The sequence below is a fragment of the Pseudoalteromonas sp. SG44-1 genome, from assembly GCF_014164315.1.
GTDB classification, from domain to species: domain Bacteria; phylum Pseudomonadota; class Gammaproteobacteria; order Enterobacterales; family Alteromonadaceae; genus Pseudoalteromonas; species Pseudoalteromonas rhizosphaerae.
Genome location: NZ_JACJEW010000075.1, coordinates 1 through 18,454, shown reverse-complemented (window position 1 = coordinate 18,454; position 18,454 = coordinate 1). Strand labels below are relative to the sequence as shown.

Here is an 18,454-nt window from a genome sequence, read left to right as displayed (position 1 = left end):
TTGCCATTCCTTCAAGAAAAACCTGTCGTCGCGCCATTGGACTGTCTATTTTGACCTTTATTTTAATTAGCTAACGGTGGATTTAGATCACTGGATCCGCCGTAGGATAAGAATGTGCTACTGGCGGCAGTGGCGCTCTTTATAAAAAATAGCACGCACTAAAGTACGCAGTTTAATGAAACTGGGTGTCAGCGAACGGCTCGCCATAGCCTGTGGTATCACCAGAACCAAAAGTAGGCGCTTGGAAGCGAAGGACCTTGTAGAAGCCCAAAAACAAAAGGAATTAACATTGCGCTAGGCAATGACTTAGATTCACAAGGTTTAGTGTCATTGAGAGGTATTTGGATCAATATTCATTACGGGAGATGAACCGCCCATTGCACTTCCTGCTAATGAAAAACTCATGATGGGTGGTGTGGGGTCTGGAGGTTATATACCTCCGGCTACCCGATTATACGCAAGCTGCGCTTACTGAATTTCTTGCTGCCAATTAACCTTTTGGTAAACTGATTTTTGATTGAAGTTAGTATTACCAGTAGTCGGACCAACATAATAATACATACCACCTGAGAAACCTGCACCAACAACCGAAGTAAGCTGTGTGGGTAAAGCAGCCACTGCATCTTTAGCATTTAAAAATACATTATTTTCGGGGTAAGCGCTTTTAAGAGACGGATCAGATAAAGATTGTATAGACTGGTTGATGATACGGCTTGAAATTGCTTTGTGGGTTTGACCTTTTGCCCAGCCTAACGTTTTTCCAGTAAATATATTAAGTTCATCGCTGTGGCCAGCATAAAATACTTCGTCGCGAATAATTTCACCGTTTACTTCTAAACACCAATCAACAATAACAAAGCTTGCATAACTGGCATTTGTAATAACTTGCGAATAACGGTGAATTTTGGCGTGCACTTTAGCTTTTGTTAATACGTTTGAAGTATTTTGGTTTAGAGTATTTAAGATTGATTGCTGAATTGTATTTTTGTCAGCTGTATCAAAACTTCCCCAATTAAAAGCCCCATATGATTCGTTATCAGCTGTATTTTCATCTGTTATGATTGAAACTGAATTGACGTTAGCACTAAATACTGGAGCGTTTGTTAACAATGGAAACTCAGTTTTACTTGCTGTACCTGTAACTCCGCAACCAGCTAAGATTAGTGATAAAGATAAAAATAGTAGATGTTTCACACGTACTCCATATTTACGTATCGCCGCATCAAGCGGAACCTAACCAACTGTTTAAGTTCCAGTACGCCCGGCATGGGCATTGACTTATGAGGTGAAAGTCCTCTGTAGGAAGATCACCGTTTAAATAGCACACTGTTATTAAACGATAGACACTCGCGAATGGCAAGGGCTAAATCGCGAGAGATAGTCTGAAGGAAGCCGCTAGCATTCTTTATAAAAGTAAGTGCGAGCTGATGAACAAAAACATCATATGAGGCATAGGCGGAAGACGAGCTAATACAAAATAGCGAAGTCATGTGATCTAACGGCCGCTGTAGGGTAATAATGTGCTACTGGCGGCAATGGCGCTCTTTCCAAAGGAATAGCCCCAAAGTACGCAGTTTAATGAAATTGGGTGTTAGTGAGCGACTCGCCATAGCATGTGGTATCACCAGTACCAAAAGTAGGCGCTTGGAAGCGAAAGCCCTTGTCGAAGCTCAAAAAAAGGAATTAACATTGCGCTAGGCAATAACTACTTAACTTTACAAGGTTTAGTGTCATTGAGAGATATTTGGATCAATATTCATTACGGGAGATGAACCGCCCATTGAAAAGCGCATGGTGGGTGGTGTAGGGGCTGGAGGCCTCCGGCTATCCGATTAGGCGTTTCTCGCATCTAGCCTATTAAGCTTTCTTCAAATGCTGACTCACCTTCGTAGGTAATTTCATTTTTTTCCCAAGCCATTGAAGCACGAATCTTGACCCATGTGGAGCATGTGTCCCAATGAGGAAATCCAAGGTCGTAACTGCCATAGAGGTACTTATAATGAAATTTTCATTGGGGATTTCTACGAAATCTATGTTCGTCGATTCAAACCATGGGTTGTATTCGTAAAATGCCTCAATAAGGCTTTGATCCATCTTTCTGAGGCTTTCTTGTATCGAAGGCACACCAATCAACTGCCTTAATCCGAAAACATAGCTGTCTAGCGCAAACAAGTAGCCAGAATTAAAATTGACGCCGAAAGAGTTATAACGATTATCAGGATGTCCATAAGCTTCAATATTACTGATGAAATCTGATACTGAGAAAATATCAACTGACTCAGAAACAGCTGAATGAATCTTGACTGCTTCATTAGGTTTCGTTTTAACGCTTGAGAGTTGCTTATCTACTGAGCAGGCTTCTTGGTGCAGGGCAACAATGGGATGGCCACGGAACCGCTTTTCATTAACAGCGATTCCCCTCATAAGGAGAAAAGCCTTTAAGTATTTTTCGAGCGCTTGAGACGCAGCCCAGAAGAACGCACGATACATACCTTTTTGCGCTAAAAATCGAGCAGTTACGTAGTCCTCATCGGCGGGTTTAACGAAAGAATCGGTGATGACTTTAACAATGTATTTTTCTATATCAGCCTGCATCGTTTCTGGCAACTTTTCGAAGTGTTCAAGATCGTCTTTACACTTGAAACTGTATATGTAGCTCAATTTTCTCTCATTCATCAAATCCCGAATCCTTGCCTTTTGCCGACTGAACGCTCATTTATCTACTTAATATAGTTTTAACAAATAACCTAAAGCATTACTACCACTAAGTTTTTTAAAGCTTTAAACTGAAGTTTAATAGAGCAATATGCGCGCGTCGCTCATTATCATGAATATATACACAAAGAGCAGTTTGACCAATCAATTAACTATTATATTTAGCCAATCTCAATGACCGGTAATTGCTCAAAGCTGTTATTCAGCTTTAATATTTTTAAGGTTGGGTTTCGTTGCTCTCAACCACAACCTACGATGATACGTTTAACGCTGTTTTTAATACTTATCGCTTACAGCTGACGGCTTACAGCTTCTTTTTAGCTACTTTTAAAACCAATTCTAAAACCGCCCCAGTGTTTGCCATTTACATAAATGGGTACTGATAGGTCATGTAAAATTTCACCGGTATCACGTTTATAGGTTTGCAATAAAAAGCTCTCAGTGTGGCTACCACAGCGGCTGCCGGTGGCATCGTTGAAAATACGTTTAGTGCGGTTATTCACTAAATCTTGTTGGTAATTGCCAGTTAATGGCTGGCTGTAGCGCTTATTGTGGGTAGGGAAGTAACCTTTTTTGTCTACGGCACCAGCAAAAAGAATTTTGTCATTTTCAAGGGTAGGCTCTTGAATTGGCGGTAAAATTTTATCGGTTAAAGTATCGTATGGTGTTGTATATTTTGTGGGGTTAGTATTTTTAATTGCTTGATATTCTTGTGAGAACAACTGCTTTTCAGTTAATTGCTTCGTTTCTAGCAACTCATTAAATTTTACCGCGATTGCATTGCTTGCCGTTGTTGCGGCATTGAGTATAGGCTTAAAAAAGGCATTGTGTTCAACTTTACTGAGCTCTCTAAAGATGGTTTCAGATCCTATCGATAACATAGCTGCTTGTGATGAAATTGAGTTACCTTTGGTTGCTATTTCAGCTAGCAAGTGGCTGATACTTGATACAGAGGTATTTATTTGTGTGGTTGCTTGTTGAAAAGCAGATACTGCTTGCTGCATGTTTTCTAAGGTTGATGATGAGTCTGTAATATCATGATTTATTGTTAAAAATGCTTGGGTAACATTTTCGAGTTCGGTTTTCACTTCATCACTTTGTAAAGAAACCTGTTTCATATCATCATTTGTTTGCACGCTATTAGTATTGATCTCAGTTAGCATCTGTGCAATTTGTTTAGTGGCTTGATTGGTTTTATTGGCAAGATTACGTACTTCATCGGCAACTACAGCAAAGCCTCTGCCTTGTTCACCCGCTCGTGCTGCTTCTATGGCGGCATTTAATGCCAGTAAATTAGTTTGCTCAGCAATGGTTTGAATAACTTGGGTAATGCTTTGAATATCAGTTGCACTTTTTAACAATAAATCTAACTTACTTGCGACGTTAGTAATTGAGTTAGACAACGAATCAATTTGTTGTGTGGCTATTTGCAAGCGTTGCTCTGCTGATGTTGATGCCTGAGATGTTTGCAACATTGCTGCATTTACGATGGTGATACTATTAGTGAGTTCACTACTGTTATGGGATAACGCCTGTGTTGCAGCGCTAACCGATTCGCTTTCACTGTAACAACCATCAATCTCTTTAGTTAGGCTATCTACATAGAATCCGACTTCTGCTGCACCAATTGCATTTTGAGAGGTTGCCACTGTGATGTTTTGAGCAACATTGCTGAGTTGGGGCTGTTTATTAATGTCTGACGCAGGGTTTGGTTTTTTGTCAGTTAACTTGGCTGTAAAAGCGAATAGAGCAGTAAAAATTGCAATGATTAGCGCCGCGACTATCGATAGTTGCTCGAAGTAATATAGAAAACCAATACTGACAGCGAAGAGTGTATAGCATAGCGATTTTAAATTCATTCCATTGACCTTTGTTGAGTTGTAATTTTCAGTCTTAAATATAAAGCACAGAAAATCAATTAATAAAAGGTCTAATAGGGAAGTCGACTGATTGACTTAGCAAACAAAAAAGCCAACCCTAAGGTTGGCTTTTGCAGTAATCTATTGCAGTAATGAGCATCAACTCATTTTAGTAAGTTGCACTGCCTTTGGTACGTGGGAAGGCAATAACGTCACGTACGTTGCCCATACCAGTTACATAGGCAACTAAACGTTCGAAACCTAAGCCAAAACCAGAGTGTGGTACTGAACCGTATTTACGTAGGTCGCGATACCAGCTGTAGTCTTCTTTGTTTAAGCCCATTTCTTCTAAACGTGCATCAAGTACATCAAGACGTTCTTCACGCTGTGAACCACCAATGATCTCGCCAATACCTGGTGCTACAACGTCCATTGCAGCAACGGTTTTGCCGTCTTCATTTTGGCGCATGTAGAATGCTTTAATATCACGTGGGTAGTTTTTAATAACCACTGGTGCTTTAAAGTGCTCTTCTGCTAAGTAACGCTCGTGCTCAGATTGTAAGTCAACACCCCATTCAACGGCGTATTCAAATTTCTTACCACAGCTTTTAAGAATTTCTACTGCATCAGTGTAATCAACTTGTGCAAAATCTTTCTCAACAAATTCTTCTAGGCGCGTGATAGCTGTTTTCTCAACACGTTGAGCAAAAAACTCCATATCATCACGACGTTCTTCAAGCACCGCTTTGAACACATACTTAAGCATGTTTTCAGCAAGTTTGGCGATATCTTCTAAATCAGCAAACGCAACTTCTGGCTCGACCATCCAAAACTCTGCCAAGTGGCGAGAAGTATTTGAATTCTCTGCACGGAAAGTCGGGCCAAAAGTATAAATTTTTGACATCGCTGAGGCGTAAGTCTCACCATTTAACTGACCTGATACAGTAAGGAATGCTTCTTTACCGAAGAAGTCTTCGCTGTAATCAACATCGCCTTTATCTGTACGTGGCAAGTTTTGCATATCAAGCGTTGATACGCGGAACATTTCGCCTGCACCTTCACAGTCACTTGCGGTGATGATAGGGGTGCTGATCCAGTAATAACCTTGCTCATGGTAGAAACGGTGAATAGCTTGCGCTAAACAGTTACGTACACGTGTTACCGCACCAATCATATTGGTACGTGGGCGAAGGTGAGCGTGCTCACGTAAATACTCAATGCTGTGGCGTTTTGCCGACATTGGGTATGAGTCTGGGTTTTCTACCCAACCAAGTACCTGTACGCTATTTGCTTGAATTTCGAAAGATTGACCTTGGCCTGCTGATTGTACTAAAACACCAGTAACTGACACAGAGCAACCGGCTGTTAGGCTAGTAACTTCATCATAATTATTTAGTGAATTAGGTACTACCGCTTGAATAGGATCAAAACACGAACCGTCATGAACGGCTAAAAATGAAATTCCTGCTTTTGAATCGCGGCGTGTACGGATCCAGCCTTTAATTGTTACTTGGCTGTCTACCGCAACCTTGCCTTTTAATAGCTCTGAAATCGCTAAGTGGCTCATCTTCACTCCAATGATATAAGTTGCCTACATTAATATGTGCGCTATTGCACTTGAACGGTGTATCTTACCTTTGAATGTAAAATAAAAAAACATTCAAAAGTAACTCTTTGCTTATTCTTTTGCATTTTTGTGGTTTTTTGTCGTTTAAAACCTAGAACTTTAATTTTTTGTGATAAGAAACAACTTAGATCAAAATTTAAAGGCGATTTTCACTGCGATAAAAACGGGTTTTGTGGCATTATATGCAATTACGATATTTAAACTAACTTGCTAAACATATAGGTATTATGAAACAAGTCTTTATTTTACGTGGTTTACCAGGGTGTGGTAAGTCTTATTATGCGCAAAACCTAGCCGATGAAATGGTAGCGGGCGATCAAAGCCAATACTTAATTTGTTCGACCGATGATTATTTTTATAATGAGCAAGGGGAGTATCAGTTTGATAAGTTCAAACTGTCGCAATACCACAATTTAAATTTAGCTCGTTTTATAAATGCGTTAGCGCAAGAAATCCCACTTATTATTGTTGATAATACTAACATCAAGAAATGGGAATTTATTGCTTATAGCCAAGCCGCTGTTGCACTAGGCTACCAAGTTAAAGAAGTGATTGTGGGTGAAGTAAAAGACAAATCAATGCAACACCTGTACGCCAAACGTAATAGCCATAACATTCCACTGAAAATGATCAGCAAAATGGCTTATATGTTTGAGTGGTAGGTATTTTAAGTATCAACTAGAGTTTAGCTAATGCCTTTATATCGCATTGTGTATTCACATCTAAGTGAGTAGTGATTTTATCATTGCTGCTATCCCATTCAATATTGGCAGAAGTGATAAAACTCTTAAAAAACCTACTTGAGGAAAGCCTTCCATTGGTGAAGGATTATTGGTACTAGGTCCGTTAATGGCGTTTCATCTAATTGATTATGGGCGTGTTACTTTTCAGCATACTTTTGTTTAATCGCTAAAATCTCTTCTTTAACTGCAAAAAAAGCATCTACTACTTTGGGGTCAAAGTGATTCCCACTGCCTTCTGCAATAATGGCAAATGTTTTTTCTTCAGAAAATGATTTTTTATAAGGACGCTTTGACGACAGGGCATCAAATACATCAGCAATAGCAACTACGCGTGCTGCAATTGGAATTTCACTACCTTTTAAGCCATCAGGATAACCAGATCCGTCCCATTTTTCATGGTGTGAGCGGGCAATAACTTCGCCTAACTTAATAACTTCAGAATCAGAACCCGAAAGTATACTGGCGCCTACAACGGTATGCTGTTTCATTATTTCCCATTCTGCAGCATCTAGTTGTCCTGCTTTTAGCAAAATATGGTCAGGTGTAGAAATCTTTCCGAGATCGTGCATTGACGCTGAAAATAAAATATTTTCAACTGTTACCTCATCTAATCCAACACTGCGTGCAACGGCTTCGGAATATAAGCTCATGCGTTGAATGTGTGCACCCGTTTCTTCATCTTTGTATTCAGCAGCTTTGGTTAGTCTATTAATTGTTTCTAGTGATGCGGCTTTAATACTTTGCATTGCTAGCTTTAGTGATTCAGTTCTTTGAGCAACTTCTGCTTCTAATTGTTTCTGATAATTTGTTCTTAAATCGTTATAGTCTTTAATCTTAAGAAGGGACTTAACACGCGATAATAGCTCGTTTTTATCTACAGGTTTTGTAATAAAATCATCACAACCAGCATCAATCCCTTTAACTCGCTCTTTTGTCTCTCTTAAGGCAGTAATAAGGATGATAGGTAATAGCTTTAATAGAGCGTCTTCTCTAACTCTGCGCGTTACTTCAAAGCCGTTCATATCAGGCATCATTATATCAAGTAAAATAAGATCGACGGGTTGTTGTGCTAAAATATTTAATGCTTCTTGCCCACCAGTCGCTGTTACTGTTTTATATCCCTTGGGTTCAAGATAAGCTTGCATAAGTTCAATATTTTGAAGGTTGTCATCTACAACCAAAATTAAAGTGCTATCTTTCATTAGCTTTTCCTGTGTATCAAGGTTTAAATAATTATAGTCATTATTTTATATATAAACTTATTTGTTGAGCGAACGTACGTGTATCAATAGGCTTAGAAATATACCCACAGTTAGGTATGCACAGTAGTTGGTCTATATCAGCGGGTAAAACAGAAGCCGTAACAAAAACAATAGGAATATCTGCAGTTTCTTTTTCATGACGCAAAATTTTTGCAACTTCTGCTCCAGATATATCTGGGAGTTGGACATCTAATATAATAATTTTTGGAGTCTCACGCTTTATAATCAAAAGCGCATCTGTTGCGTTCATAGCAGTAAATACTTCAAAATTTGCCATGAGTAAGAGATCTTCCTCTAGCAATAGATTATTCGCATTATCATCAACTACAACTATTTTGGTTTTCATTATGCTTGGCCACAGACTTTTGTTTAATTGGCAAAGTGATACGAACTGATGTGCCTTTATTAACACCTTCAGATTCAATAACAAACTCGCCTCCATGCAACTTAACTAGACTTTTTGCAATAGGGAGTCCAAGCCCTGTACCTTCGGTTAATCTAGAATAGGGGGTTTCTATACGGAAAAAGCCTTCAAATATTTTTTCCATATTTTCAGCAGCAATACCTAAACCCGTATCCCAAATTATTATTTCTATTTCTGTCTCAGTATGTCGTGTTTTGACACCAATTTGCCCCTCATCTGGTGTGAATTTCACTGCATTTGAAAGCAAATTATAAAGTATCTGTTTAACCTTAAGAGAGTCAGCTTCAATTGGTGGCAAGTCATCAGCAATATCAAGACACATATTCAATTTTTTCTGATTAGCTGTATCAGCTGTAAGCCCTGTAATCTCGTGCAATACTTGACGTATCGGCAAATAAGAGATTGTTAGACTCATTTTGCCTGCTTCAATCTTTGCCATATCCAGTATTTCGTTAATAAGTAACAGTAAATGTTTGCCGCTCACCAATACATTTTTAACATACTGTTTTTGTTTGTCGTTTAAAGTGCCAAAAGTTTCATCGTAGAGCACTTCAGAAAAACCATTAATAGAATTAAGTGGGGTTCTTAGTTCATGCGACATATTTGCTAGAAACTCTGACTTAACTCGAGCAGCACTTTCTAAGTCATTAGTTAGCACTTCCAGCTCTTTGTTCGCTTTTACTAGCCCTTCTTGAATGGCATTACGTTCGGTAATGTCTTCGATAGACAATAAAATTATACGATCTTCTGATTGAGTACGTTTAATTTGCCTTGCGTTGAGCAACATTGTGCGCCAGCCAATTGTTTTAAAGTTATGCTCAACTTTGTAATCATCAAAGCTCGTTTTTTGAGGTAATATAGTTTCTAATAATTCACGTAGTTTGGGAATGTTCCATTGATTATTACCAAGGTTGTATATCAGCTTCCCAACTGTATCTTTGTGATTTTCGCGAAAAAACTCATAAAATGAGCGGCTCGCTGTTACTACTCTTAAGTGCTGGTCTAAAACAATCAGTGGTTCTCGAACCGTATTTACAATACTTTCGGAGTATTCTAATAGTTCTTTCTTGGTACTTATTTTATTCACTATCTAGATCCTTTGTACCATTAAGGGCGGAACTATTTCATAAACTTTAAAATTTAGGTTCAGCAACGCTGTGTATATAGTTTTTTATGCTAAATGCACCAAAACAATACATTAATAATGTGTTTTAATTTGTACTATGTTGTACTAACTAATATAAAAAGCGTAACTGGATAAGCGATATCAGAGTGGGACTATCTCAATATTAATATACGTTTAGTAAACAGCAACAATTCATTAATAGCAAGAAGTTCATTGTTTAACGCGAATATATTATTAGCCGTCGGACATCGTGGGAGCTTTAAAAGAAAAAAGTATTCGTTTTAAGCGCAATGGGACAGGCTTTAACGGGGAACGTGTTTAAATTTCCTCTGGATTATTGCCCGCAGCTTGCTGCGTAGTATTGAGTAATGAGTGAATTTATACACAAAAGCCACAATGTGACAGTTTTACTTTATCACTGAGTTTTTCCTGCAAAATATAGAAGAGATTCTTGATGTGAGAGTTGCGAGGGCAATCACAAAAATTTGTGCTGAAATAGAAAAGCGCTACGAAATCAAATTTTAGCAGTTGCGACGGATGAAGATCATATTCATTTTTTAGTTCAATTAGTTCTGACCTACAGCATTACACAGTTGGTAACGATTATTAGAAGTTTAACTGTAAGAGAGGTTTTTAAAAGTGCCTTTATGTTAAAAAGCAGTTGCCTAAATAAACAGTTAACTCGCTTTTAAGCTTTGGTAAATCAAACTGGGTTTGCTATATCAGCGGCTAGCATACGAGATAGAGGGAATGACAATGACCCCCCTAACGGAAAGATCCTACGCTGCTATTGTCATATAGTTTGTGATTAACGATAACAATAATCACAAACTCGCTTAATAGATAAAAACACTAAATGTATCGGTAAGTTACTTATACCTAGCACTATAATTTGTATTGAGACCGGTTATTAAGTGTAATACTTGCCTTTAATGGCATTATAAATGGTATCACACAGTTTTTTTATACTGGTATCGTCACTTATATACGGTGGCATAAGGTAAATTAGTTTACCAAAAGGGCGGATCCATACGCCTTGCTCTACAAAATAAGCCTGAATTTTAGCAACATCGACATTGCCTGCAGCATCGTTTAGTTCAACAACACCTATTGCGCCTAAGGTACGTACATTGGCAACAGCATCTAGTTCACTGCACTCATTAAGTTGTTGCAGTTGAATGTATATTTGGCTTATTCGTTGTTGCCAGTCTTGCTCAAGTAATAAATCAATACTCGCACAAGCCACAGCGCAGGCCAATGGATTGCCCATAAATGTTGGGCCATGCATTAACACCCCAGCTTCACCTTCGCTGATACAAATGGCAATTTTATCTGTGGTTAAAGTGGCAGATAACGTCATCATGCCACCTGTGAGTGCTTTACCTATGCATAAAATATCTGGCTCAATATCAGCATGTTCTACGGCAAATAACTTACCTGTGCGGCCAAACCCTGTGGCTATTTCATCACAAATTAATAATACACCGTAACGATCGCATAGTTCACGCACGGTTCTTAAATACTCTGGATGATAGAAGTTCATTCCCCCTGCATTTTGTACAATTGGCTCGATGATAAAAGCTGCAACATGCTGATGATGTTCTTCGAAATACTGTGCGAGGTGGTGTGCTTCTTGTTTATCGAATTGTTGTCCAAACTGAGTCTTTGGTGCAGGCACAAATACATGCTCAGGTAAAAAGCCTTGGTATAAAGAGTGCATTGAATTAATAGGATCACATACGCTCATTGCTGCAAAGGTATCGCCATGGTAACCCTTTAGCGGCGTCATCAGTTTTTGTTTGCTGGTTACTCCTTGACTAAGCCAATATTGCAAAGCCATTTTTATCGCCACTTCAACACTTACCGAGCCGCTGTCGGCTAAAAATACTTTTTGCAACTTACTCGGGGTTATTGCAACCAGCTTTTTACAAAGCTCTACTGCTGGCTGGTGGGTTATGCCACCAAACATTACATGGCTCATTTTATCTACTTGCTCAATCATTGCATTTTTCAATACTGGATGACCATAACCATGAATAGCACTCCACCAAGAGGCCATACCGTCAATAAGTTGTTCGCCCGTTTCTAAGTGAATAAGGTTGTGATTTGCATGTGTAACGGGGTAAACCGGAATAGGTTGAGTCATTGATGTGTAGGGGTGCCAAATGTGCTGACGATCAAAATCAAGGTCTATCGTTTGTTTTGTGTTCATATGTAAACTTTAACTAAGTGGGCTTCGTTGACAATGTTACGTCAAGTCGTAGACTAAGCCAATATCACCGTTATGAAAAATAAAAAGAGAGAGTTATGGAGCTTGCAACTGTTCGCCACGATTGGACCCATAGTGAGGTGAAAGCCTTATTTGAAATGCCATTTAACGATTTATTATTTAAAGCCGCCTCTGTGCATCGCGCTAATTTTAATCCAAACGAAGTACAAATTTCTACGTTGTTATCTATTAAAACCGGTGCATGCCCAGAAGACTGTAAATATTGCCCGCAATCGGGTCATTACAAAACTGATTTAGAACGCGAGCGCTTAATAGAAGTAGAAAAAGTGGTAGAGCAAGCGCGGTTAGCAAAACAAAAAGGCGCCACTCGTTTTTGTATGGGGGCTGCATGGTCAGATCCAAAAGACAGAGATATGCCATACATTTCGCAAATGGTAAAAGAAGTTAAAGCCCTTGGCCTTGAAACCTGTATGACTTTAGGCATGTTAAATAACGAAAAAGCCCATGAACTGCGTGATGCTGGCCTTGATTACTATAACCACAACCTAGACACCTCACCTGAATACTATGAGCAAATTATATCAACTCGGACATTCCAAGATCGTTTAGACACCATTGGTAATGTGCGAGACGCTGGTATGAAAGTCTGCTCCGGCGGTATTGTCGGTATGGGTGAGCAAGCAAGCGACCGCTATGGCTTATTAATGCAGTTAGCTAATTTACCCCAGCAGCCCGAAAGCGTGCCAATTAATATGCTAGTAAAGGTAAAAGGGACACCGCTCGAAAACGTCGACGACTTAGATCAGTTTGAGTTTATTCGTACCATTGCCACAGCACGTATTATGATGCCACACAGTTATGTACGTTTATCAGCAGGACGTAATGCGATGAATGAACAAATGCAGTCAATGTGCTTTTTTGCCGGAGCAAACTCTATATTTTATGGTGATAAACTTCTTACTACCGAAAACCCAGAAGCCGATGCCGACATGCAATTAATTAAAAAGCTCGGGATGAACCCAGAAACACGCCACGATTATTCAGATGAAGCCGTTGCTGCGTCTTTGTCATCGCAAGTGGCCGATAAAGCAACCGCAGAATTGTTTTACGAAGCGTAAAGTGCTCAGTACTATGGTAATGGTTTAAAGTATTGCGTTGAAGGTTAAAGCATTTATGTCATTTGAATTTATAAACACCCATTTAGATGAACGCAAAGCACAGCAGCTCTTGCGTAAACGCTATGTAGTACAAAGCGCAACAGCGCGCACAATTACGGTTAATGATAAAACCTACCTTAACTTTGCGAGTAACGATTATTTAGGGTTTGGCGATTCGCCGGTGGAATTAACCAGTGCGCCATTACTCGGTAGCCACAGTTCAGCATTAGTGACGGGTTATCAACAACCACAGCAAGCGCTTGAGCAAGCTTTATGTAGTGCTTTGGGTTATGAGGCTGGCATGTTGTTTAATTCGGGCTTTAGCGCAAATAGCAGTGTTATTAAAGCCTTGTTTCAAGATAAAGCGACAGCGCAACACAGTGCTATTTTTCAAGATAAACTCAATCACGCCAGTTTAATTGATGGCGCATTACACGCCAACGCAGCGTTAATACGCTTTAACCATAACGATATAAACCATTTACGCTCACGGCTAGAAAAATCAAAAGCGCGCAATAAGCTCATAGTGTCTGAAGGTGTGTTCTCCATGGATGGTGATACCGCGCCAATTAAAGCGCTATTTACCTTAGCAAAGCAGCATAACGCCTGGTTAATGATAGACGATGCCCATGGTTTTGGTGTTTTAGGAAAATCGGGGCTTGGCAGTTGTGAAGCCTTAATTGCAGCCGACACCTTGCCCGATATTTTAGTGATCACCTTTGGTAAAGCGGTTGCTAGTAGCGGGGCGTGCGTATTAGGTTCGCGGCATTTTATAGATTACATGCTGCAGTTTAATCGTGATTATACCTACTCAACCGCTATGTCACCGTTTATTGCCGCTCATACTTTGGCGCGTATTAAAAGCATAAAAGACGCTAACGGCAAGCGAGCTAAATTAAACGCTAATATTGCGCTGTTTAAACGCCTAGCAAAAGAGCAGAACATTGCGCTAATGGACTCTAACACCGCGATTCAACCAATTGTTTTAGGCTGCGCCGAGCAAACGTTAAAAGCCAGTGAGCAACTAAAGCAGCAGGGCATTTGGTTAACGGCTATTCGCCCGCCAACTGTTTTACACAATACCTCGCGTTTGCGTATTACCTTAAGTGCAGCCCACACCCATGAGGATATAAAACAACTCGTTGGTAGTTTACAAAAGGTCATTTCATGATAAGCCCGCAGGCAATTAAAACTAAGCCACTTAGCCCTACAACTGTGTGTATAGCTGCTGAGGTTTTAAAAAAAACCACAGCGCATAACTTTTCAAAAGCAGCAAACAGTTATAGCCATCATGCTAATGTGCAAAAACAAGCGGCGAATGATTTATTTAAACTCATTACAGCAAACCCTAAAAAGCTCTGTGTTGACCTAGGCGCAGGGCCGCTTGTTAATACTCAGCCTTTAAAGGCATTATTTGGCCAAGTTGTTGCCATAGATTTAAGTTTTAACATGCTAAAAAGCAGTGCCTTAAACACCCCTAAACTGTGCGCCGATATGGATAACTTACCGCTGCAAGCTAACAGTATTGATGTGCTATTTAGTAATTTTGCGCTGCAGTGGTCTGCTAATTTTGAAACCTTAATGCACTCGCTTTACCAAGTATTAAAACCAGGCGGGCAAGCTTATATTAGTACGGTTGTTGCAGGGTCATTAAACGAGATCAAAACCGCCTTTGCAGTGCTTGATTCACATAATCATATTAATCAGTTTGCAAGCCATAATAATATAAACCAATCGGTCGAAAAGGCCGGGTTTAAGATCAACGCATCAAAAAAAGTCATCTATACCGATAAGCACAGCAGTGCATTAGCGGCTATAAAATCGATTAAAGCCATTGGTGCCACAGCACAAAATCATTCAACAAGTCGTCGTGGTTTATTAACCAAATCAGCGCTGCAAAAAGTATGTGATGCCTATCCGCTTATAAACAATAAAGCCAATGTATCTTACCATGTAGTATTGTTATCATTAGAAAAAGCCCAGTAAAAATAATAAGGCCATGCCATGAACCAGTTTTTTATTACCGGTACCGATACCGACGCCGGTAAAACTCATGTAACCAGTTTGCTGTTAAAGTTACTCGCACAACATAAAAAGCGAGCAATAGGTTTTAAGCCGATTGCCTCTGGGTGTGAAATGGCATTTGAGCAGCTCGTAAACGCCGATGCGCTAATGCTAATGGAAAGCGCCACAGTCAGCGCTAAATACGACATAATTAACCCATTTGCATTTGCGCCGCCAATAGCTCCCCATATAGCTGCAGAGCAAGCGGGTATAAACATAACAGTAGAGAAGCTCAGCACGGCTTATCAACATGTTAAGCAACAAGGCGCCGATTACCTGTTAACAGAAGGCGCGGGCGGCTGGGCTTTACCTATTAATAATAACGAGTATTTATACGACTGGGTAAAAGCAGAGCAACTGCCAGTAATATTAGTGGTCGGGATGAAACTAGGCTGTATAAATCATGCATTACTCACTGCTGCACACATGCAAAGCTTAGGGATTAATTGTGTAGGGTGGATTGCAAACCAAGTTGATGCCACTATGGATGAATACCAAGCAAACCTAGATTCACTTAAAACACGTTTACCATTTCCACTGCTTGCCATTAGCCCATACACAGAGCAAACCCCTAAATTACAAATTTATAAAACTCTGCTTGAAAAATTATCGATAAATCCATAAATAACCCTTGTGTTGTGACATAGTTTGTCACAGAATAGCGCTGACGTTATGACATAGTGTGTCATAACGCAGTGATTGCTCAAAGCCGATCAAACATAGTAAATCGCTCAGCAATAAATGTTATTTTTGGAGAACTCGTATGAAACGTGTATTTTTGTTTTTATTAACTAACCTCGCGGTTATGTTGGTATTAGGTGTGGTGCTTTCAATAATAATGAGTGCGCTGGGCTTAAGCCATCGTAGCCTTGGCGGAATTTTACTAATTGCGACTGTATTTGGTTTTGGTGGATCGTTTATTTCGTTATTTATGTCGAAATGGATCGCCAAAAAATCAACCGGTGCGCAAGTGATCACCCAACCTCGTACCGAAACCGAACAATGGCTGGTAAACACTGTGGCTGCTCAAGCTAAAAAAGCCGGTATTAACATGCCAGAAGTGGCTATTTACGACAGCCCAGAAATGAACGCGTTTGCAACGGGCCCGAGTAAAAATAATTCGCTGGTGGCGGTAAGTACGGGTTTATTACATAACATGAGCCAAGATCAAGCCGAAGCCGTATTGGCGCACGAAGTATCGCATGTGGCTAATGGCGACATGGTAACGCTCACGCTTATTCAAGGTGTGGTTAATACCTTTGTTATTTTTGCCGCGAAAGTGCTGGCTGGCATTGTTGACAACTTTATCAATAGCGATGAAGAAGAGGGCGGCAGTAGCTGGACTTACTTCTTATTCGATATGTTATTCCAAGTATTATTTGGTGTATTGGCGAGCATAGTGGTTGCCCATTACAGCCGTAAACGTGAATTTGCAGCCGATAACGGCGCAGCTCAGTTGGTTGGCGCAGACAAAATGCGTTCAGCCCTTGAGCGATTAAAGCAAAACCACCCATCGCAATTAGAAGGCTCAATGATGGCCTTTGGTATTGCCAGTGGTAAAGGCATGGCTGAGTTGTTTTCATCTCACCCACCGCTGGATGCACGTATTGACGCACTACGTCGTTAAAAAAATCAAGTTTTTCACAGTACTTGTAACAAAAAGCCTGCATTTGCAGGCTTTTTTATGCTTAATGGTTTTTATTGCGATTGAATAATATCTGTAATGCCCTCTGGCGAGAGTATTTCAATCCAGTAACCATCAGGGTCTTTAATAAAGGCAAGGCCTTTCATTGAGCCACCGTCTGGCTGTTTTACAAACTCCACATCGTATTTAGCAAAGCGTTCGCACGCTGCATATACATCTGGCACGCTAATACCAATATGGCCAAAGCCTTTTGGTTCTTCATTACCACTGTGATAACCGCTAAAGCTGTCGTCGTTTTCAGTACCCCAGTTATGGGTAAGCTCAATCAGTGCAGGGCGGCGAAACACCCACTGGGTTTTTTCTTTATCATCGCCTTTAGGCATATCTTGCTCATAGCCTAAAAAGTACAAGGTAAACTCCATACCAGGAAAGTCGTACTTACCTAACAACTTCATGCCCAATACGTTTTCATAAAATGCCAGCGACGGTTTTGGATCTTTAATACGCAACATAGTTTGCTGCATCACATAGCCCTCAGTGGCTTGTGCAATTTGCTCTGGAGATTCGTTATAGCTAGACATGAAATAATCCTTAATAAAATGATTGAAAAAACCTTAATGGATTTAAAAAGGCAGGGTGTACGCTCATCATAATAAACAGCAGCAAAAATTAAAACCACCTTGCTAAATTACCAACCAGTTAGTTGGGTGCTTTGTAAGCGGAAAATAGAATATTTAGCGATACTGTTTATTTATACAGTTCTGGGGTTTTGTCCCATAACATTATTAAAAGTCGTTTTGGTGTATTTTAACAGCGAGTGTTTTATAGCCTACGTAATTACTTGTTTACATTGAAGTTGTTTAGTGGAATTATTGAACAATGTAATATACGCCTTTTTGGGGTGTGATAACCCACCAAAGTGGTGTTCAATAAGCTGTTATGTGTTTGATGGGTTTTTAAGGTCAAAGCTACGATTTCATTGAAAATTCGCTCGGTGTTTTCGGCAAGTTGGCTTGGTCGAAATGGATTCTTGAACAACCTGAGATTGATCGTTTTCAAGGTTCTTGGGTTGCCTCAATTGCGTTTTGGATCTGGTTTGTGTTGAGTTTCGTCGGTTTCAAATCGCTTCAATTGAAATGCATTTTTGACTGATTTATTTGCTGACATTCAGCTCTGAAAATCTGGTGAAGCAAAAGATTTTGTTGTGGCTGAAAGGGCGCTTTCTTTGTTGTTGATTCTGCAAGTGGTTCTCTTTGGCTCAGATCGCTGTGAAATTTAGGTTTTGGTAAGCATCGTTTTTGCACGTAACTTATTCAAATATCTTCATTTCTACGGTGATTTACTTTGAATTCACGGTAAAATTCACATAACAAACAATTCAAGTGGATTCTCAACGCATGGCAGTTTTACTATGCGTTGATTAAAGTGTTTACGGTGCAATGCAGTGGCTTGGCCAGTGCGTTGTTCACCACTTAATTGGGCGTTGAGGCTGTAGAATTACTCTTTCTAGGAACTGATTTTACATATTCGGCTTGATTGTTTTCTAACCTTGAATCTACCTGTCCGCTGTGATCTAATAGATATTATTCACCCACGGTAAAT

General features: G+C 39.8%; 15 protein-coding genes and 2 pseudogenes. 8 read left to right on the top strand and 9 right to left on the bottom strand.

What is annotated here, in order from left to right; all coding sequences use genetic code 11:
• Positions 1 to 76: 76 nt before the first annotated feature.
• Positions 77 to 369 (top strand): annotated as a pseudogene (locus H5187_RS24755) (hypothetical protein); the annotation flags it as partial.
• A gap of 99 nt (positions 370 to 468) precedes the next feature.
• Here H5187_RS24755 and H5187_RS21030 read toward each other — a convergent pair.
• The 4 genes from H5187_RS21030 to asnS form a co-directional block, all read right to left on the bottom strand.
• Positions 469 to 1,194: a hypothetical protein gene (locus H5187_RS21030; protein ID WP_182740119.1), complete on the bottom strand. Its 726-nt coding sequence runs from the start codon at positions 1,192 to 1,194 to the stop codon at positions 469 to 471.
• A gap of 663 nt (positions 1,195 to 1,857) precedes the next feature.
• A complete protein-coding gene (locus tag H5187_RS21025; RefSeq protein ID WP_182718874.1) occupies positions 1,858 to 2,676 on the bottom strand; it encodes a HEPN domain-containing protein in 819 nt (272 codons plus the stop codon).
• 356 nt (positions 2,677 to 3,032) lie between these two features.
• The gene (locus H5187_RS21020) at positions 3,033 to 4,574 is read right to left on the bottom strand and encodes a methyl-accepting chemotaxis protein (protein ID WP_182718873.1); all 1,542 of its coding nucleotides are present in this window, start codon (positions 4,572 to 4,574) and stop codon (positions 3,033 to 3,035) included.
• A 169-nt stretch (positions 4,575 to 4,743) separates the two neighbouring features.
• Positions 4,744 to 6,141 carry an asparagine--tRNA ligase gene (gene asnS / locus H5187_RS21015; protein ID WP_182718872.1) on the bottom strand — a complete coding sequence of 466 codons (1,398 nt, stop codon included), beginning with the start codon at positions 6,139 to 6,141 and terminating at the stop codon, positions 4,744 to 4,746.
• Between the two features lie 287 nt (positions 6,142 to 6,428).
• Here asnS and H5187_RS21010 point away from each other — a divergent pair, with 287 nt between their 5' ends.
• Positions 6,429 to 6,863 carry an AAA family ATPase gene (locus tag H5187_RS21010; RefSeq protein ID WP_145233300.1) on the top strand — a complete coding sequence of 145 codons (435 nt, stop codon included), beginning with the start codon at positions 6,429 to 6,431 and terminating at the stop codon, positions 6,861 to 6,863.
• 218 nt (positions 6,864 to 7,081) lie between these two features.
• Here H5187_RS21010 and H5187_RS21005 read toward each other — a convergent pair whose 3' ends face one another.
• Genes H5187_RS21005 through H5187_RS25060 form a run of 3 tightly spaced genes read right to left on the bottom strand, consistent with a single transcriptional unit; the run spans position 7,082 to position 9,717 of the window.
• Entirely contained in the window at positions 7,082 to 8,146 is a 1,065-nt protein-coding gene (locus tag H5187_RS21005) for an HD domain-containing phosphohydrolase (protein ID WP_182798302.1), read from the bottom strand.
• A gap of 40 nt (positions 8,147 to 8,186) precedes the next feature.
• Entirely contained in the window at positions 8,187 to 8,552 is a 366-nt protein-coding gene (locus H5187_RS21000; RefSeq protein WP_149982449.1) for a response regulator, read from the bottom strand.
• Entirely contained in the window at positions 8,527 to 9,717 is a 1,191-nt protein-coding gene (locus H5187_RS25060) for a HAMP domain-containing sensor histidine kinase (RefSeq protein WP_182798301.1), read from the bottom strand. Before H5187_RS25060 ends, H5187_RS21000 begins: the two co-directional genes overlap by 26 nt.
• A gap of 407 nt (positions 9,718 to 10,124) precedes the next feature.
• Here H5187_RS25060 and tnpA point away from each other — a divergent pair.
• Positions 10,125 to 10,420, top strand: a pseudogene (gene tnpA / locus H5187_RS24740) (IS200/IS605 family transposase); the annotation flags it as partial.
• Between the two features lie 246 nt (positions 10,421 to 10,666).
• Here tnpA and bioA read toward each other — a convergent pair.
• Entirely contained in the window at positions 10,667 to 11,968 is a 1,302-nt protein-coding gene (gene bioA / locus H5187_RS20985) for an adenosylmethionine--8-amino-7-oxononanoate transaminase (RefSeq protein WP_182798300.1), read from the bottom strand.
• A gap of 95 nt (positions 11,969 to 12,063) precedes the next feature.
• Between bioA and bioB the strand changes: the two genes are divergently transcribed.
• The 5 genes from bioB (at position 12,064) to htpX (ending at position 16,834) form a co-directional block, all read left to right on the top strand.
• Positions 12,064 to 13,104 (top strand): biotin synthase BioB, encoded by a 1,041-nt coding sequence (gene bioB / locus H5187_RS20980; RefSeq protein ID WP_182798299.1) that lies wholly within the window; start codon positions 12,064 to 12,066, stop codon positions 13,102 to 13,104.
• A 55-nt stretch (positions 13,105 to 13,159) separates the two neighbouring features.
• The gene (locus H5187_RS20975; protein ID WP_182798298.1) at positions 13,160 to 14,314 is read left to right on the top strand and encodes an 8-amino-7-oxononanoate synthase; all 1,155 of its coding nucleotides are present in this window, start codon (positions 13,160 to 13,162) and stop codon (positions 14,312 to 14,314) included.
• Entirely contained in the window at positions 14,311 to 15,129 is an 819-nt protein-coding gene (locus H5187_RS20970; RefSeq protein ID WP_182798297.1) for a methyltransferase domain-containing protein, read from the top strand. The genes H5187_RS20975 and H5187_RS20970 overlap by 4 nt, the downstream gene beginning before the upstream one ends.
• An 18-nt stretch (positions 15,130 to 15,147) precedes the next feature.
• Complete coding sequence (gene bioD, locus H5187_RS20965) at positions 15,148 to 15,831, top strand: dethiobiotin synthase (RefSeq protein ID WP_182762587.1); 684 nt, start codon at positions 15,148 to 15,150, stop codon at positions 15,829 to 15,831.
• A gap of 139 nt (positions 15,832 to 15,970) precedes the next feature.
• Positions 15,971 to 16,834, top strand: a complete 864-nt coding sequence (gene htpX, locus H5187_RS20960; protein WP_064666216.1) for a protease HtpX — start codon at positions 15,971 to 15,973, stop codon at positions 16,832 to 16,834.
• A 71-nt stretch (positions 16,835 to 16,905) separates the two neighbouring features.
• On the opposite strand, the gene gloA is transcribed toward htpX, so the two are convergent.
• The gene (gene gloA, locus H5187_RS20955; protein WP_076918687.1) at positions 16,906 to 17,433 is read right to left on the bottom strand and encodes a lactoylglutathione lyase; all 528 of its coding nucleotides are present in this window, start codon (positions 17,431 to 17,433) and stop codon (positions 16,906 to 16,908) included.
• Positions 17,434 to 18,454 lie beyond the last annotated feature (1,021 nt).

Coding starts and splice junctions, on each gene's coding strand:
- H5187_RS21025 (WP_182718874.1), bottom strand. CDS start 2,676: ATGAATGAGAGAAAATTGAGCTACATATACAGTTTCAAGTGTAAAGAC.
- H5187_RS21020 (WP_182718873.1), bottom strand. CDS start 4,574: ATGAATTTAAAATCGCTATGCTATACACTCTTCGCTGTCAGTATTGGT.
- asnS (WP_182718872.1), bottom strand. CDS start 6,141: ATGAGCCACTTAGCGATTTCAGAGCTATTAAAAGGCAAGGTTGCGGTA.
- H5187_RS21010 (WP_145233300.1), top strand. CDS start 6,429: ATGAAACAAGTCTTTATTTTACGTGGTTTACCAGGGTGTGGTAAGTCT.
- H5187_RS21005 (WP_182798302.1), bottom strand. CDS start 8,146: ATGAAAGATAGCACTTTAATTTTGGTTGTAGATGACAACCTTCAAAAT.
- H5187_RS21000 (WP_149982449.1), bottom strand. CDS start 8,552: ATGAAAACCAAAATAGTTGTAGTTGATGATAATGCGAATAATCTATTG.
- bioA (WP_182798300.1), bottom strand. CDS start 11,968: ATGAACACAAAACAAACGATAGACCTTGATTTTGATCGTCAGCACATT.
- bioB (WP_182798299.1), top strand. CDS start 12,064: ATGGAGCTTGCAACTGTTCGCCACGATTGGACCCATAGTGAGGTGAAA.
- H5187_RS20975 (WP_182798298.1), top strand. CDS start 13,160: ATGTCATTTGAATTTATAAACACCCATTTAGATGAACGCAAAGCACAG.
- H5187_RS20970 (WP_182798297.1), top strand. CDS start 14,311: ATGATAAGCCCGCAGGCAATTAAAACTAAGCCACTTAGCCCTACAACT.
- bioD (WP_182762587.1), top strand. CDS start 15,148: ATGAACCAGTTTTTTATTACCGGTACCGATACCGACGCCGGTAAAACT.
- htpX (WP_064666216.1), top strand. CDS start 15,971: ATGAAACGTGTATTTTTGTTTTTATTAACTAACCTCGCGGTTATGTTG.
- gloA (WP_076918687.1), bottom strand. CDS start 17,433: ATGTCTAGCTATAACGAATCTCCAGAGCAAATTGCACAAGCCACTGAG.